This window comes from Salinicola sp. MIT1003, assembly GCF_001858555.1.
Taxonomy (GTDB): Bacteria; Pseudomonadota; Gammaproteobacteria; order Pseudomonadales; family Halomonadaceae; genus Salinicola; species Salinicola salarius.
This window is the reverse complement of the sequence record NZ_MCAP01000011.1, coordinates 109,901-124,522: the sequence shown is the minus strand read 5'-3', so window position 1 is coordinate 124,522 and position 14,622 is coordinate 109,901. Positions and strand designations below refer to the sequence as shown.

The 14,622-nt window shown below is 63.5% G+C and carries 15 protein-coding genes; 6 read left to right on the top strand and 9 right to left on the bottom strand.

The window, feature by feature from the left end; all coding sequences use genetic code 11:
• Positions 1 to 11 precede the first annotated feature (11 nt).
• From BC443_RS05715 to BC443_RS05705, 3 genes are all read right to left on the bottom strand, one after another.
• Complete coding sequence (locus BC443_RS05715; RefSeq protein ID WP_282097193.1) at positions 12 to 947, bottom strand: manganese/iron ABC transporter ATP-binding protein; 936 nt, start codon at positions 945 to 947, stop codon at positions 12 to 14.
• Positions 944 to 1,885 carry a metal ABC transporter substrate-binding protein gene (locus tag BC443_RS05710; RefSeq protein ID WP_282097192.1) on the bottom strand — a complete coding sequence of 314 codons (942 nt, stop codon included), beginning with the start codon at positions 1,883 to 1,885 and terminating at the stop codon, positions 944 to 946. Before BC443_RS05710 ends, BC443_RS05715 begins: the two co-directional genes overlap by 4 nt.
• 332 nt (positions 1,886 to 2,217) lie before the next feature.
• Complete coding sequence (locus BC443_RS05705) at positions 2,218 to 2,844, bottom strand: HAD family hydrolase (protein WP_071230878.1); 627 nt, start codon at positions 2,842 to 2,844, stop codon at positions 2,218 to 2,220.
• Between the two features lie 193 nt (positions 2,845 to 3,037).
• Here BC443_RS05705 and BC443_RS05700 point away from each other — a divergent pair, with 193 nt between their 5' ends.
• Positions 3,038 to 3,280 (top strand): plasmid stabilization protein, encoded by a 243-nt coding sequence (locus BC443_RS05700; RefSeq protein ID WP_071231156.1) that lies wholly within the window; start codon positions 3,038 to 3,040, stop codon positions 3,278 to 3,280.
• A 464-nt stretch (positions 3,281 to 3,744) separates the two neighbouring features.
• Positions 3,745 to 4,776, top strand: a complete 1,032-nt coding sequence (locus BC443_RS05690) for a histone deacetylase family protein (RefSeq protein WP_071231155.1) — start codon at positions 3,745 to 3,747, stop codon at positions 4,774 to 4,776.
• Positions 4,777 to 4,801: 25 nt separating this feature from the next.
• On the opposite strand, the gene BC443_RS05685 is transcribed toward BC443_RS05690, so the two are convergent.
• Positions 4,802 to 5,356, bottom strand: coding sequence for a flavin reductase family protein (locus BC443_RS05685; protein WP_210766250.1), 555 nt, complete (start codon positions 5,354 to 5,356; stop codon positions 4,802 to 4,804).
• A 212-nt stretch (positions 5,357 to 5,568) separates the two neighbouring features.
• On the opposite strand from BC443_RS05685, the gene BC443_RS05680 reads away from it, so the two are divergent.
• Positions 5,569 to 5,778, top strand: coding sequence for a hypothetical protein (locus tag BC443_RS05680; protein WP_071230877.1), 210 nt, complete (start codon positions 5,569 to 5,571; stop codon positions 5,776 to 5,778).
• A 182-nt stretch (positions 5,779 to 5,960) separates the two neighbouring features.
• Positions 5,961 to 6,821: a glycine betaine ABC transporter substrate-binding protein gene (locus tag BC443_RS05675; protein WP_071230876.1), complete on the top strand. Its 861-nt coding sequence runs from the start codon at positions 5,961 to 5,963 to the stop codon at positions 6,819 to 6,821.
• A 140-nt stretch (positions 6,822 to 6,961) separates the two neighbouring features.
• Here the strand turns inward: BC443_RS05675 and BC443_RS05670 are convergent, their stop codons facing one another.
• Positions 6,962 to 7,657: a peroxiredoxin gene (locus BC443_RS05670; RefSeq protein ID WP_282097191.1), complete on the bottom strand. Its 696-nt coding sequence runs from the start codon at positions 7,655 to 7,657 to the stop codon at positions 6,962 to 6,964.
• A 147-nt stretch (positions 7,658 to 7,804) separates the two neighbouring features.
• Positions 7,805 to 8,374 (bottom strand): C40 family peptidase, encoded by a 570-nt coding sequence (locus BC443_RS05665; RefSeq protein WP_083387235.1) that lies wholly within the window; start codon positions 8,372 to 8,374, stop codon positions 7,805 to 7,807.
• Positions 8,375 to 8,600: 226 nt separating this feature from the next.
• Here BC443_RS05665 and gloA point away from each other — a divergent pair, with 226 nt between their 5' ends.
• Positions 8,601 to 9,134 carry a lactoylglutathione lyase gene (gene gloA / locus BC443_RS05660; protein ID WP_071230874.1) on the top strand — a complete coding sequence of 178 codons (534 nt, stop codon included), beginning with the start codon at positions 8,601 to 8,603 and terminating at the stop codon, positions 9,132 to 9,134.
• 54 nt (positions 9,135 to 9,188) lie between these two features.
• On the opposite strand, the gene BC443_RS05655 is transcribed toward gloA, so the two are convergent.
• The gene (locus BC443_RS05655) at positions 9,189 to 10,445 is read right to left on the bottom strand and encodes an alpha-hydroxy acid oxidase (RefSeq protein WP_071230873.1); all 1,257 of its coding nucleotides are present in this window, start codon (positions 10,443 to 10,445) and stop codon (positions 9,189 to 9,191) included.
• Positions 10,446 to 10,697: 252 nt separating this feature from the next.
• Between BC443_RS05655 and BC443_RS05650 the strand changes: the two genes are divergently transcribed.
• Entirely contained in the window at positions 10,698 to 12,347 is a 1,650-nt protein-coding gene (locus tag BC443_RS05650; RefSeq protein ID WP_071230872.1) for a glucan biosynthesis protein, read from the top strand.
• Positions 12,348 to 12,515: 168 nt separating this feature from the next.
• Here BC443_RS05650 and BC443_RS05645 read toward each other — a convergent pair whose 3' ends face one another.
• Complete coding sequence (locus tag BC443_RS05645; RefSeq protein WP_210766249.1) at positions 12,516 to 13,724, bottom strand: sulfotransferase; 1,209 nt, start codon at positions 13,722 to 13,724, stop codon at positions 12,516 to 12,518.
• Positions 13,721 to 14,449 carry a hypothetical protein gene (locus tag BC443_RS05640; protein ID WP_071230871.1) on the bottom strand — a complete coding sequence of 243 codons (729 nt, stop codon included), beginning with the start codon at positions 14,447 to 14,449 and terminating at the stop codon, positions 13,721 to 13,723. The genes BC443_RS05645 and BC443_RS05640 overlap by 4 nt, the downstream gene beginning before the upstream one ends.
• Positions 14,450 to 14,622 lie beyond the last annotated feature (173 nt).

Sequence of the window (14,622 nt, the reverse complement as noted above, 5' to 3'; positions counted from 1 at the left end):
CAGGGCCTCCATCAGCCGGGATCTCCCTCGCCGCCTTGACGCCGCGCGGCGATGCCGTTCTGCAGCACCAGCGGCCGCTCGTCATCGGTGAACACGCCCACGGCGTGGGGTGGCGCGCCGGCCGGCTGGGACTGATCGAGCACGAAATGGCGCAGCACGCCGCCGAAGGCACGTTCCAGGTTACGCTGGGTGAAGATCTCGTCGGTGGGGCCGTAGGCGAGTACCGTGCCCTTGATCATCACCGTCCGGTCGCAGAACTCCGGCACCGAGCCGAGATTGTGGGTCGAGACCAGCATCACCCGGCCTTCGGCGCGCAGCTCGCGCAGCAGCTGAATGATCTGGTCTTCGGTCTGGACGTCGACCCCAGTGAACGGCTCGTCGAGCAGGATCACCCGGCTATCCTGGGCCAGCGCGCGGGCCAGGAAAACGCGCTTCTTCTGGCCGCCGGAGAGCTCGCCGATCTGGCGCTGACGGAACTCGCTCATGTTGACGCGTGCCAGCGCGGTGGTGACCGCCTCGTGGTCGGCGCGTTTGGGGATCCGCAGCATTCCCATGTGGCCGTAGCGCCCCATCATCACCACGTCCTCGACCAGCACCGGGAAGTTCCAATCGACCTCTTCCGACTGCGGCACGTAGGCGATCAGGTTGCGCTTGAGCGCTTCGCGCGCTGGCAGGCCCAGCACGCGTATCTCGCCCCGGGCCAGACGCACGAAACCCATGATCGCCTTGAACAGCGTCGACTTGCCGGAACCGTTCACGCCCACCAGCGCGGTGATCGTGCCGGTGGGAATCTCGAAGCTGGTATCGCGCAGCGCGGTATGACCGTTGCGGTAGGTCACGGCGGCATCGACGACTCGGAGTCCGGCGCCGGCCTTTTCACGATCGACGGATGTCTGCTCGGGACCGGCGAATGTCGTCCCGGCCATCGTGCCGGCATGCCTCGTCATGATGAAGCCCCTCGGGTCAGGCCTTTCACGATCGTCTCCGAAGTGACGCGCAGCAGGTCGATATAGGTCGGCACCGGGCCGTTGGGTTCGCTGAGGGAGTCGACGTAGAGCACGCCGCCATAACGGGTGCCGGTCTCGCGGGCGACCTGCTGCGCCGGCTTGTCGGAGACGGTGCTCTCGCTGAAGATCGCCGGAATATCGTTGGCGCGGATCACATCGATGACCTTGCGAACCTGCTGTGGCGTGCCCTGCTGATCGGCGTTGATCGGCCACAGATAGCGCTCTTTCAGGTCGAAATCCCGCGCCAGATAGGAGAACGCGCCTTCGCTCGTCACCAGCCAGCGATCCTCCTCGGGGATCTGCGCCAGCGACTCGCGGATGGGCGCGACGGCGGCTTCGATCCGCTGTTTGTAGCGCTCGGCGTTGTTGCGGTAGATCTCGGCATTGGCGGGGTCGTGCTCGACGAACGCATCGCGGATGTTGTCGACATAGATCAACGCGCTCGTCGGCGACATCCACGCATGCGGGTTGGGCTTGCCGTCATACGGACCCTCGGCGATGCCGATCGGCTCGATTCCCTTCGATACCACCACGCTCGGCACGTCCTCCAGGTTGTGGAAGAAGCGTTCGAACCAGCGTTCCAGATCGAGCCCGTTCCACAGGATCATGTCCGCATCCTGGGCGCGGAGGATGTCGCGCGGCGTCGGCGCGTAATTGTGGATCTCCGCGCCCGGCCGCGTGATCGACTCGACGATGGCCGCGTCTCCGGCCACGTTCTGCGCCATATCCGCGATTACCGTAAAGGTGGTCACGGCCTTGAACTTGTCCTGGCCCACGTCTTGCCCGGTGTCCTGCGCGCTGGCGGGCAGCGACATCGACAGCAACGCCAGCGCAGCGGTCGCCAGGCGCATCCAGCGGCGGTGCATCAGCCTCGGCATATGATTTTCCTCGATCGACAGGAAACGGCGGCAGAGCCGCGGGTTAGATAATCGTCCGCTATTCCCGTTGCTTCGATAGCGAACCGTTAGCACGATTGCATTTTATACCTCGGTTAAACAGTATTCCCTTGGTTTCGATGTATAGCACTGGTTGATTCGGCTGTGAAGTCGAGCAAAGGCGACAAACGCAAAGGACAGACGCGAAGAGAAGAAGAGGCGAGACAAGGAGCGGGGCGGGGAAAGTCATCAAGCCGGCACGGAGCCGGTAAAGGAAGAGCCGGTAAAAACATAGAAGCGCGCGCTGAGCGACGCATGCCTGCGGGAATCGAAACTCAGAGCTGTGCCAGCAGCTGCCGGCAATCCTGATGATGCCAATCGGCGAGTGCCGGCCAGCGGTTCTCCGCCACGTTGACCAGAATCGTGCGGGTACCGGCGGCCCGACCACATTCGAGATCCAGCCGGCTGTCGCCCACCATCACCACCTGCGAGGGCGCCACTTGCCAGCGGCGGATGAAATGATCGAGCCCGCCGGCGTGCGGCTTGGGCGGCGCCTCGTCGCGACCGAGCACCTCGTCGGCGGCAAAGCAGCCGTCCAGACCGATCGCTTCCAGCGTGATGTGCGCCAGCTCCTTGGCGTTGCGGGTCAGAATGCCGAGGCGGCAGCCGCGCTCGCAGAGCGCCTGAACCAGTTCGACCGCCCCGGTCGCGGCAGTCGAACGCATGGCGAGTTCCCGTTCGTGCTCGAGCAGCCAGGCGTGCTTGGCGTCGCGCTCGGCGGCGGGCAGCGTCTCCAGGTGATGCAGGATATCGGCGCCATCCGGGATCTCCAGCTTGCGCCGGATCGCCGGGAAGTCATGCACGCCGACGGTCAGCGTGCCATCCATGTCGAAGACCCAGTGGGTCAGGCGAGCAAGGTTGACGCTGGGGGAATTTGCATCCGTGGCGTTCGATAGCGTCATGGCAGCCTCTTCTGATGAGGGATCGATCGTGCCCATCTTCGCATGCCGAAGCCGGTCTGCGTCGAATGTGTTCGAATACTGGGGGTTCTCATGTTCCGTATTCGCGCCGACGCTCACGTTCCCGGCAAGCCGTGGCCCGAGCTATATGTGGTAGCAGCGAGTGCTATCATTGATATCATCCATGGGAGGTCTCATGGCATCGATCACTATCCGTAACCTGGACGAGCAATTGAAGGCTCAGCTCCGCATGCAGGCGGCCAGCCATGGTCGTTCCATGGAAGAAGAGGCGCGTATCATTCGGCGTGGTGCCCTGAGTCGAGCGCCACAGGAAGGCCTGGGAAGCCGTATACGGAGGCGGTTTGGCGAAGCGAAGGGCGTCGAACTGGAATTGCCGAACCGGTCCGACAGACCGCGCGACCCAGGACTCGACACATGATCCTGCTGGATACCAACGTGCTCTCCGAGCTGATGCGGCCCGCGCCGGACTTGCGGGTCGTCGAGTGGCTGGATCGCTAGAACGCGGACGCGGTGACGATCTGCTCGATCACCGTCGCGGAAATCCTCTACGGTATCGAACGGTTGCCCGAAGGCAGGCGCAAGCGTGATTTCTCGGCAATGGCGGCGGCCATGTTCGAGGAAGATTTCGCCGACCGTATTCTTCCGTTCGATAGCGGGTCGTGGCTTACGAGCGGCCATTGCGATAGCGCATGGGCGCTGGTGCGATTCGGTTGCCCGAAGTCACCGCACTCAGGGCTTCTCTCTCCCGAAACATCTCCACTATCCGCTGCTGGGCGATGCCGATGGCGCGACTGGACGAAGATCGATTACCGGCGAGCCTGGTGGATCGCCACGCGGGTTATTGAGTTCGAGATGGATGGCGGAACAACAAGGACAACATCGATGAAGACATTCTTTCACGACGATCAACTGTTGCACCAACCGCAGATCTATTTCTCGCGCGGCAAGATGCGCAAGCCCCAGGAAGTGCGCGACCGCGCCGAACATTTGCTGGCGGCGGCCAGGCGGCTCGGCTTCGAGACTCAGGCACCCAAGGACCACGGAGTCGCGCCGCTGCGGGCGGTGCATTCGCTGCCGTATCTGCGCTTTCTCGAGAGCGCCTATCGGCGCTGGCACGATGTCAGCGAGAACGGGGGCGAAGATTGGGGCGAGGAGGTGATCTCCAGCATCTTCGTGCGTTCGCCCAACGCGCTGCGCGGAATCCTCGCTGAGGCCGCGCGCTATCTGGCGGATGGCAGCGCGCCGGTGGGCAAGCACACCTGGCAGGCCGCCTACTGGGCGGCACAGAGCGCGGTGGCCGGGGCCGAAACGCTGCTGGCGGGCGACCGCTTCGCCTATACGCTGTCGCGCCCGCCGGGGCACCACGCCGGCATCGACTCCGCCGGGGGCTTCTGCTTTCTCAACAACGCCGCCATTGCCGCGCAGCATCTGACCTCACGCTATCCGCGCGTCGTCGTGCTGGACACCGACATGCATCACGGTCAGGGCGTGCAGGAGATCTTCTACGAGCGCGATGACGTCATGTACATCTCGATCCATGGCGACACCACCAACTTCTACCCGGCGGTCACCGGCTTCGAGAACGAGCGCGGGCGCGGCGCGGGGCTGGGTTACAACCTCAATTTGCCGATGCCCCACGGCTCCCCGGAAGCGGTGTTCGTCGACCGCCTCGAAGAAGCCTGCCAGGCCATCCGCCTGTTCGAACCGGACGCGCTGGTACTGGCGCTGGGCTTCGATATCCACGAGAAGGACCCCCAGGCCAGGGTGTCGGTCTCCACGCCGGGCTTCGGCCAGCTTGGGCGCGAGATCTCCGGTCTCGGGTTACCAACGCTGATCGTGCAGGAGGGCGGCTACTACCTGGAAGGGCTCGAAGCCAACGCAGTGAGCTTCTTCGAGGGGTTGTTGGAGCGCTGACAGATTGGTTTCGTAAGATAGCCGCCTAGAGATTCTGCGCCCGGAAATCCCTCGATCGGTCGATCTCGTCGCCGGCGACCATGAAGCGGCCGTGGCCACGGTAGTGGAGCGTCCGGGGGAGTTCGATAGAGGTGTCGACGTGGGCCTTGACGATTTCCCAGATGAACAGCTCGTGGCGGTCGATCTGGCTGTCGTCGACCAGCCGGCATTCGAAGCTGGCATAGCACTCCGCCACCAGCGGCGCCGAGACGATTCCGCCTGAAACCGGTGTCAGCCCGAAGGCGTCGAACTTGTCGAGTTCATCGCCATCGCTGTTGCCCACGCCTACCACGGCATCGACGAGATCCAGCGTCGGCACGTTGATCGTGCATTCTCGGCTTTCCCGCACCAGCCGGTGGCTATAGTTGCCGGCGCTGATCAGGCAGCCGAAGTGGGCCGGCGAGAAGCCGAGCATCATGTGCCAGCCCATCACCATCAGATTGCGTTCGCCCTGCCACTGAGAACCGACCAGTACGATCGGCCCGGTTTCCAGGTGGCAGCGGCATTGATCCAGTGGGAATTCGGTTCTGTTTGGTCTCAAGAGTGGTGCCTTTTTGCCGATACGGTGGTTCCAGCATAGATCACCGGCGTCGATGTTCACCGGCATCTGTGATTACTGAAATCCGTGATCACTGACATCGATGACTCGTATATCGGCTATCGATGCCTTCAATTTTTCGTCACATTCGTGTGGTTCTATCCTAGCTGCCATCCCCCCGGACGACAGGCACCCCCGACTCAAGGAGAAGCAGCGTGAAGATTTCAGGGCGCATCAAGGCGTTGATCGTTATGGCAGTGGTTGTCTACGTGCTCGCGCACGTGGTGCGTGCCATGCTGATGACGCTGGTCCGCTCGAATGCGCTGCTTCATCCCTCGCGCCCATCGCCGAGAGTGTCGCGACCCACGTCCAGGCACGGCGAGCGTGATGATGTCGAAACGCTGAAGCAGTGCACGCGCTGCTGACGCACGCGATCTCGACACATCGGTATCCGCGAACCCGGCCGCTCAGGCCGGGTTCGTTTTTTTGTGTCATTAGTGGTGAGGTTTGACATCGCACGGCCACCATGTCGGCTATCATGAAAGCCAGCCGTAGCACTGCGTTCCGCCTACGGTGACGACGCCCCGACGCCAATGACAGGATTTCCATGCAACCCATCAAGACCGCCCTGATCGGCGCTGTCTTCTGTAGTGCGGCCGCCCAGGTCGCCGCGGCGGATAGCATCACCATAGGAACCAACAACTGGGCCGAGAACATCGCCGTCTCGCATCTGTGGCAGCTGCTGCTCGAAGAGCAAGGTATCGACGCCACGTTGAAAGAGGTATCCAAGCCGCTACTGTTCGGCGGGCTGGCGGAAGGCGACATCGACGTCTCCCTGGAATTCTGGCTGCCGAGCGACAACTCCTATTTGACCCCTTACAAGGACCGGATCGAGCTGCACGGCACCTGGTACGACGATGCGTTGGACGCGTTGGTGGTGCCGGCCTACATCGACGATATCGATACGGTGGCCGATCTCAAGGCGCATGCCGAAGCGTTCGAATATCAGGGGCAGCCGACGATCTTCGGGATCGAGCCGGGGTCGGCGATCTACGAGGAAACCGAGACGGCGATCGAGCAGTATTCGTTGCCTTTTCGTCAGTTGAGCAGTAGCGAAACGGCAATGCTGGCCCAGCTCGAGGAAGCTTGCCGCCGCAAGGAGCCGATCGCGCTGACGCTCTGGCAGCCGCATTGGGTCTTTGCGAAATACGACCTCAAGATTCTGGACGATCCCAAGGGCGCACTGGTTTCTGGCCAGCAGGTCAAATGGCTCGCCGAAAAAGGCTTCGATGAATCGCATCCGGGCGTCGCCGCGATGCTGGATGCCTGGCACATGACGCCGGAGCAGCTTTCCACGCTGATGTTGGAGATCGAAAAAAACGGCGATCCTGACCAAGGCGCTGCGCAATGGATCGACGACAATCGAGAGCTGGTCGACGGTTGGCTGGCGGCGGACGACGACGGTTGAGCGTCAGCTCACCTTCTTTCCACTCCATATTTCCACCATACCGCGCTCGTCATCAAAAACGCCCGCATTCCTCTCGAGGAATGCGGGCGTCGTCGCTTCTGCTTGGCATCGGCTGCGTCACTGACGCGATGCCGCCGCGGTCACTTGTTCGGCTGCTTGGTGACGCGCAGGTAAGGCTTCTTCTCGTCCCAGCCGTTAGGGAAGAGTTCCTTGGCCTTCTCGTTGTCGATCGAAGGCACGATGATCACGTCGTCGCCGTCCTGCCAGTTGACCGGCGTGGCGACCTTGTGGCTATCGGTCAGTTGCAGGCTGTCCAGCACGCGCAGGATCTCGGCGAAGTTGCGGCCGGTGCTGGGCGGATAGGTGATCGTCAGGCGCACCTTCCTGGCCGGGTCGATGATGAACACCGAGCGCACGGTATTGGTACCGCTGGCGTTGGGGTGAATCATGCCGTAGGCCTCGCTCACCGAGCGGTCGGCGTCGGCCAGCAGCGGGAAGTTGAGCCCGCAGCCCTGGGTTTCCTCGATGTCGCCGACCCAGCGGGTGTGATCGTCGAGCGGGTCGACGGAAAGGCCGATCGCCTTGGTGTTGCGACGCTCGAATTCCGGCTTGAGGCGCGAGACTTCCCCCAGCTCGGTGGTGCAGACCGGCGTGAAATCGGCCGGGTGAGAAAACAGAATGACCCAACTGTCGCCGGCCCACTCGTGGAAATTGATCGGGCCGTCGGTGCTTTCCTGGGTGAAATCGGGAGCGGTATCGCCAAGTTGCAAAGCCATGACTTTCTCCTGTTGCCGTTGACGGCTTCTGTGCGAAGCCTCGAGTCGAGTGCTTATCATGACGGGCGAGAGCAGTGTCGTGAAACAATCGATAGCACTAACGACATGCCAACGCTCGTGATGTGTGAGTGACCTACCTATAACGTGGTAGCCAAGGCCCGATATCTCAAGGGCGAGGCCGTTTTTCCCTTCGCCGTCGCGTTCGGGTCAATTCGCTGGCGCGGCCGCCCCCAGGTAGTGCTGGCGCCAGTAGCGAATATCCAGCGACGAAACGCTGACCGTGCGGCCGCTACCGGGAGCGTGGATCATCTGGCGATCGCCCATGTAGATGCCGACATGGGTCGCGCGATTGCCGGAGCCGAAGAACAGCAGGTCGCCGGGCCGGGCGACATCGATCTCGTCGAGGGCGTGGAACTGTTCGTTGGAGGTGCGTGGCAGCGAAATGCCGATCTTGCCGTAGGCCATCTGGACCAGGCCCGAGCAGTCGTAGCCACTGGGTGTGGTGCCGCCCCAGCGATAAGGCGTGCCGAGCGCCTCCTTGGCCGCCGACATCACCAGAATGCGATCAATGGAGAGGTTGTTGCCATCGATGGCCGGGCCATCGTCGCGGGTGACGATGGTCTTCTGCGAGCTGCAACCGGCGAGCAGCAGCAGGAACAGGCCGATGAACAGCAGGCGCGGATGGGAGAGCGTTGCCTGGCGATTTGATCGGGGCGAGGGAGTCTGCCGCGCCGCGGTGAATCGAGAGAAATGGTGGGGGGGGGTGCCTGTCGCCATGCCCGCGGGCCCTGTCTGCCGGTTTCAACCGAGTGTAGAGCAGGGGCCCGGTGCTGCAAAGTCGTCCGGTTCAGGCGTTTCGGTATGCGGTCGTCGTGGTTCTCTTCGAGCCGAGGGCGGGAACCGCGACGCTTGAGAGCGGCAGAGGTTGCCCCCACTGTCTGGTGTCGCCCATCGGCGTTTCGGCTGTCTGTCGATATCGTCATCCGGACCACAGGAGGATCCCATGTCCATTGCCGAAGACCAGGTTCCCGGCGTGCAAGCCGCCCCTACGGAAACGCGAGGCTTCGTGTTCAACCACACCATGTTGCGCGCCAAGGACCCCGAAGTTTCGCTTTCCTTCTACACGCGGGTGTTCGGCATGCGTCTGCTGCGCAAGCTCGACTTCCCCGAGATGCAGTTCACGCTCTATTTCCTGGCGCGTGTCGATGACGCCGACGCGATTCCCGAGGATGACGGCGAGCGCACCGCCTATACCTTCTCCCAGAAGGGCGTGCTGGAACTGACCCACAACTGGGGCAGCGAAGAGGATCCCGATCTTTCGTATCACGATGGCAACGCCGAGCCGCAGGGCTTCGGGCATATCTGCTTCTCGGTGCCGGATCTCGCGGCGGCGGAGCAGTGGTTCGATGCCAACGATGTCGAATTCAAGAAGCGTTCGGACCAGGGCAAGATGAAGAACGTGATCTTCGTCAAGGACCCCGACGGCTACTGGATCGAGGTCGTACAGCCCTCGTTGTCGAAAGGGCTGGGAGCCTAGTCGTTCGACGGCTCCTGCCGTCATCGCTTTTTTGTTCGAAGTAGCTCGAGACGCCTAGGGCACGTCCCCCGGCGTTTCCCCACCCGGCAGGGCATCGCTCGGGCGTTGGGGCGAGTCGCCTCGGGTCGAGGCATAAGGGGAGCGCCGCAGGCAGCTGGCATCGAGCTGGGCGAGCGTGGGCCGGCCGAGCTGGGCCATCAGGTTATGCAACTGATCCTTGAGCAGGTCTATGGCATGGGCCGCGCCGGCCTCTCCGCCCAGCGCGAGGCCGTAAAGGGTCGCGCGCCCGCACAGCACGCCCTCGGCGCCCAGTGCCACGGCCTTGGCGATGTCGCTGCCGCGCCGGATGCCGCTATCCAGCAGTATGTGCATCGAATCTCCCACCGCGTCGACGACCTCGGGCAGAGCATCGAGCGTCGCCGGTGCACCGTCGAGCTGGCGCCCGCCGTGGTTGGTGACGACCACGCCGTCGGCGCCGATGCGCCTGGCCTCGAGTGCATCCTCGGCGTTGAGAATCCCCTTGATCAACAGCTTGCCGGGCCAGCGCTCGCGGATATCGGCCAGCACTTCCCAGGTCAGCCGGCGCGTCATGCGCTGGTTGATATAGCCGGCGGCGCTGCCCGCGCTCTGCTGCTCCCTGGGCAGATACTTCACCAGATTGCCCAGCGTCGGCAGCCCCTGGGGCCAGAGCGCGCGATAGGCCCATTGCGGATGCAGGCCGGCATCCAGCAGGTAGGGCCACGCCAGGCGCCGGGGGTTGAGATAGCTTCTCGAATCCCATTCGCGGCGCCCCAGCACGACGGTGTCCGTCGTCACCATCAGCGTCTCGACGCCGACGTTCCTGGCGCGTTCGAGCATGTCGTTGCGTACGGCTTCGTCGTCCAGCACATAGAGCTGAAACCACAGCCGCGCGTCCGGCACGGCGGCGGCGAGGGTTTCCAGGCTGGCACATGAGACCGTGCTGAGCGTGAAAGGGATGCCACGACTGGCCGCGGCCCGTGCCAGGGCGATATCGCCATCCCGCCACAGCATGCCGTTGTAGCCGGTGGGAGCGATGGCCAGCGGCAGTTCGGCAGGGCCATCCAGCAGTCGGGTACGGCTGTCTCTGGCCTCGACATCGACCAGCGTGCGCGGTTGCCAGCCCCAGGCGGCGAAGGCACGGCGGTTGTCGCCGAGCGTGGTTTCGTCCTCGGAACCGCCGTGGACATACTCCCAGGCGAAGGCCGGGAGACGTTGGCGCGCCATCCAGGCGAGTTCATCGATGCTCTGCGCGCGGCGCCACGCATAGTGGGAGGAGTAGCGACGTTTCACGAAACCTCTCGATATCGGCAGGGGATCAGGGCGTCCCGATACTCTCGACGTTAGCACGCCCTGCATTCGTCGACGATGTCACCAAGGGCGGGGTGAAAGGTGGCCTGGCCGTCACCAGGTGAGTCGCGATTCGGCCAGGGAACCTGCCCGGCGCGAAGACGTCTTATGAACGATTCTCTTCGGTGCAGCCTGATTCGCGATGATCGGGTATGCTGCCAGTTCGACTGCCGACACACAAAGGAAGGGGTGTTCATGGATCGTAGAAGTGTGCTGAAAAGCGCGATTGCCCTGGCTGCCTGGTACGGCTTGCCCTCAGCGCCACTGTTCGCGGCGGCGCGCGCCACCAGCGATATCGCCGACGGTGAGTCCGAAGCCTTCAGTTTCGATTGGCTGCAGCAATTCGCCAGGGATCTGGCATCCAAGGCGTATCAGAGCAACGTCGAGAAACTGCCGCCGACCCTGGCCAATCTCACGCCGCAGAACTACAACGCCATCGGCTACGATCCGCAGCATTCGTTGTGGAACAGCATGAATGGTCCGCTGGACATCCAGTTCTTTCATGTCGGCATGGGATTCAACCAGCCGGTTCGGATGTACTCCATCGACCCGCAGACCCAGCAGGCCAAGGAGATCCATTTCCGCCCCGACCTGTTCGAATACGCCAGGGCCGATGTCGACGTCTCCCAGCTCGAGGGGCTGGGGGATCTCGGCTTTGCCGGGTTCCGCGTGTTCAAGGAGCCGTCGCTGACCGAGCGCGACATCGTCTCCTTCCTCGGTGCCAGCTACTTCCGGGCCGTCGACGACACCTACCAGTACGGCCTGTCGGCACGTGGCGTGGCGGTCAACACCTATACCGACGGCAAGACCGAGGAGTTTCCGGCGTTCACCCGCTTCTGGTTCGAGACGCCCAAGCCGGGTTCGACGACCTTCACCGCCTATGCGCTGCTCGATTCGCCGAGCCTGGCCGGTGCCTATCGCTTCGTCATCCACTGCGAGGAGGAGCGCGTGGTGATGGACATCGACAAGCACCTCTATCCGCGGGAGTCGATCGCCCAGCTCGGCATCACGCCGATGACCAGCATGTTCAGCTGCGGCACCCAGCAGCGCGACATGTGCCTGACCTTCCACCCGCAGATCCACGACTCCGACCGGCTGTCGATGTGGCTCGGCAATGGCGAGTGGGTCTGCCGGCCGCTCAACAATCCGCCGCGGGTCCAGTTCAACACCTTCGGCGACGACAATCCCAAGGGGTTCGGGCTGTTGCAGACCGATCACGATTTCGAAAGCTACGAGGACATCGTCGCCAACTACCACAAGCGCCCCAGCCTGTGGGTCGAGCCGAAAGGCCAGTGGGGCAAGGGCGAGATCCAGATGCTGGAGATTCCCACCACCGGGGAGACCATGGATAACGTGGTCGCGTTCTGGAAGCCGGAAAAGGCGATCGAGCCGGGGCAGGAACTCAATTACGGCTACAAGCTCTACTGGAGCGCACAGCCGCCGGTGAAGCCCGAGCTGGCGCGCGTCCGCAAGACGTTTACCGGCATCGGCGGTTTCCCCGAGGGCTGGGCGCCGGGCGAGCACTACCCGACAGTCTGGGCCCGGCGCATCGCAGTGGATTTCGTCGGCGGCGAGCTCAAGCACTTCTACGGCAACGACATCGATATCAAGACCCAGCTCGACGTACCGGAAGGCGACGTCAAGCAGCTCGATATCCTGTGGGTCAAGGAGATCGAAGGCTTCCGTATCCAGTTCGACTGGTACCCGACCAGCGACTCCACCGATCCGATCAACATGCGCCTGAACCTGACCGCCGACGGCAAGACGGTGAGCGAGACCTGGCTCTACCAGTACTTCCCGACGCCGCCGGAGGAGCGGGAATATCCGGCGCATCCTGCAAGCTAGGTCAGACGCAAATCTGCAACAACCCACGGGGCGGCCATCTGGTCGCCCCGTTTCTTTCAGGTGTCGTTAGCGCCACTTTCACCGCGCCACGAACCTGCGCAGCCCGAAGCCCGAAGCCCGAAGCCGCTTTTTAAGCGCCCCGAAACCGGCGCAAGCCGAAGCCCGCGACTAGTACCCGAACCGCGCCGCGACGGGGCCGGTGATCTCGGCGATCGTCGCCACTTCCGCATCGCTGAACCTGGGCTTGTAGTAGGTCGGCGCGTGCAGGCCGCTGGCGGCTTCTTCCAGCGCTTGCGGCTCGAGTTCGAGCTCGGCATGGTCGAAAACCGCCTGCAGGCTCTCGCGAGGCGTGCCGCAGAGATCTTCGTAGCGCACGACGAGACACGCCTTGCGCAGCTCGGGATCGTTGTCGAGCGTATCGGCGACGTGAGCGTAGATGGCGGCCCAGTAGCGCGCCCATCCCTCGACTTCGTTGCCGGCTTCCCACAGCGCGGTGATGCGCCGGGTTGCCTCGTCGTTACCCACGTTGATCGCCCGCCGGTCGAGACCGAACTCGTAGTGCCCTACCCGGCGCATGTGCTCCAGCGCGCGTGGTTCGCTGGTCTCGCCGGCCACGAACAGCGCCTGCTGCTTCATCAGCGAGGCGATGTGCCAGACCGGGTCGCGAATCACCAGCACGAACTTCGCCTGCGGATAGAGCCGGTGCAGATAGCCCAGCCGCACCAGGTTGTAGTTGCCCTTGGCGACGTAGCGCTGACGCTTGCGCACCGTAAGCAGCTTGCGGATATGTTCGTCGTAGAAGCGCTCGAAGGCGGGATGCTCGGCATGGCGTCCTTTCACCGAGTTCTGGGTCGGATCGTGGGTCTCGGGAAAGAACGCCATCCACAGCATCTCCTCGAACGCCTCCGGGCTCTGCGAGGTCACTTCGATGCCGTCCTTATGGGCGCGTTCCTGGGCCTGCTCCTGCTCTTTTTTTTGAGTCATGGGGACCAGCGCCAGCCAGCGGTTCCACCAATAGGGCGTCAGCAGCGGCGGAAAATCGACGTAGCGATGGGTCGCCACGGCGGGGTGGGAGGCGAGATGCTCGAGCAGAATGGTCGTGCCGGAGCGGGCGAGGCCGGCGACGTAGACGGGGCGATCCACGCGTCTATCGGCGATCGTGTCCTGCACCGCTCGCGTTTCCAGGTTGCCGAGCTTGATCCAGGTGCCGGGCTTGCGGTGAATCCAGCCCCCCAGCCAGTGCATCCAGCCGGGTACCACGAAGCCGGGGTCGCTGACCTTGCCGCTGGCGGCCGGGCTGGTGCTCGCGTTGCCGGTACCTGCGTTGCGGGATTCGACCGGCCGAGAGGTCGAATTGTCGGAATCCGAGGTGCTCATTCGATTTTCGCCCAGCGATAAGTGAGAAGAGACACGATCGTCATGATCGGAAAGAAAATGGCGAGCCAATGGCGCATCCAGCCCGGCCCGAACGACAGATATTCGGGTTGGGGCAGGTCGAAGGTGATGCGCTCGATGGGGCTCTCCGCCGGCAGGTAGCCCAGCGGGTTGGCGGCCAGCCAGTTCCACCAATGGCGCTTTTCGATCACCGGGATAGGGGCAGTCATGGCAACGTTGGCCAGCTCGCTGCTGGCGTCGTTGACGATCACTCGCAAACCACCGCCTTCCCGAGTCCATCGCGCGTCGTAGGGGGTGTCGCTGTTTTGCGGAGTCACTTCCACGGAGGGCGTCACACCCGCTGCCGGCAGCGCGTGGGCGTAGTGGCTCTCCAGCCAGGTCAGTAGCGCCAGCAGCGGCAGGATCGAGACGAACGTGGGGAGAAACACCAGCCCGAGATGCCGGAAGGCGCTGGTGAACTGGTCGCGAATCAGCGGGCCGGCATCGCTGAACTCCCCGTCGAAGTCATTGAGTCGCCTGCGCGCCGTGCGCGCTTCCCGTTTGGCATTGGCGATCCTGCCTTGCGGTGACACCAGCCGATACAGGAACAGCGTGCCGACACCGGCGATCGCCGCCCATACCACCAGCCGCAGCGTGGCGGGCAGGACGCTTTCCATCCCGCCATCGATGGCGGCGAAGATCGGATCGGGCAGATCCAGTAATCCCATGTGTCCTCCTGACACCGGCCCATCGTCCGCGCGTCACTGGCTACCGAAGCCGAATGCCCCGGCAGGATGACGAGCGCGCAACGCGGGCATTTGAATCCAGGCTTCTAAACTCAAGCTTCCAACCCAGGCTTCCAACCCCAGGCTTGCTGGAAGAGACGGGCCGACGGCGACGC

Coding starts and splice junctions, on each gene's coding strand:
- BC443_RS05715 (WP_282097193.1), bottom strand. CDS start 947: ATGACGAGGCATGCCGGCACGATGGCCGGGACGACATTCGCCGGTCCC.
- BC443_RS05710 (WP_282097192.1), bottom strand. CDS start 1,885: ATGCCGAGGCTGATGCACCGCCGCTGGATGCGCCTGGCGACCGCTGCG.
- BC443_RS05705 (WP_071230878.1), bottom strand. CDS start 2,844: ATGACGCTATCGAACGCCACGGATGCAAATTCCCCCAGCGTCAACCTT.
- BC443_RS05700 (WP_071231156.1), top strand. CDS start 3,038: ATGGCATCGATCACTATCCGTAACCTGGACGAGCAATTGAAGGCTCAG.
- BC443_RS05690 (WP_071231155.1), top strand. CDS start 3,745: ATGAAGACATTCTTTCACGACGATCAACTGTTGCACCAACCGCAGATC.
- BC443_RS05675 (WP_071230876.1), top strand. CDS start 5,961: ATGCAACCCATCAAGACCGCCCTGATCGGCGCTGTCTTCTGTAGTGCG.
- BC443_RS05670 (WP_282097191.1), bottom strand. CDS start 7,657: ATGATAAGCACTCGACTCGAGGCTTCGCACAGAAGCCGTCAACGGCAA.
- BC443_RS05665 (WP_083387235.1), bottom strand. CDS start 8,374: ATGGCGACAGGCACCCCCCCCCACCATTTCTCTCGATTCACCGCGGCG.
- gloA (WP_071230874.1), top strand. CDS start 8,601: ATGTCCATTGCCGAAGACCAGGTTCCCGGCGTGCAAGCCGCCCCTACG.
- BC443_RS05650 (WP_071230872.1), top strand. CDS start 10,698: ATGGATCGTAGAAGTGTGCTGAAAAGCGCGATTGCCCTGGCTGCCTGG.
- BC443_RS05645 (WP_210766249.1), bottom strand. CDS start 13,724: ATGAGCACCTCGGATTCCGACAATTCGACCTCTCGGCCGGTCGAATCC.
- BC443_RS05640 (WP_071230871.1), bottom strand. CDS start 14,449: ATGGGATTACTGGATCTGCCCGATCCGATCTTCGCCGCCATCGATGGC.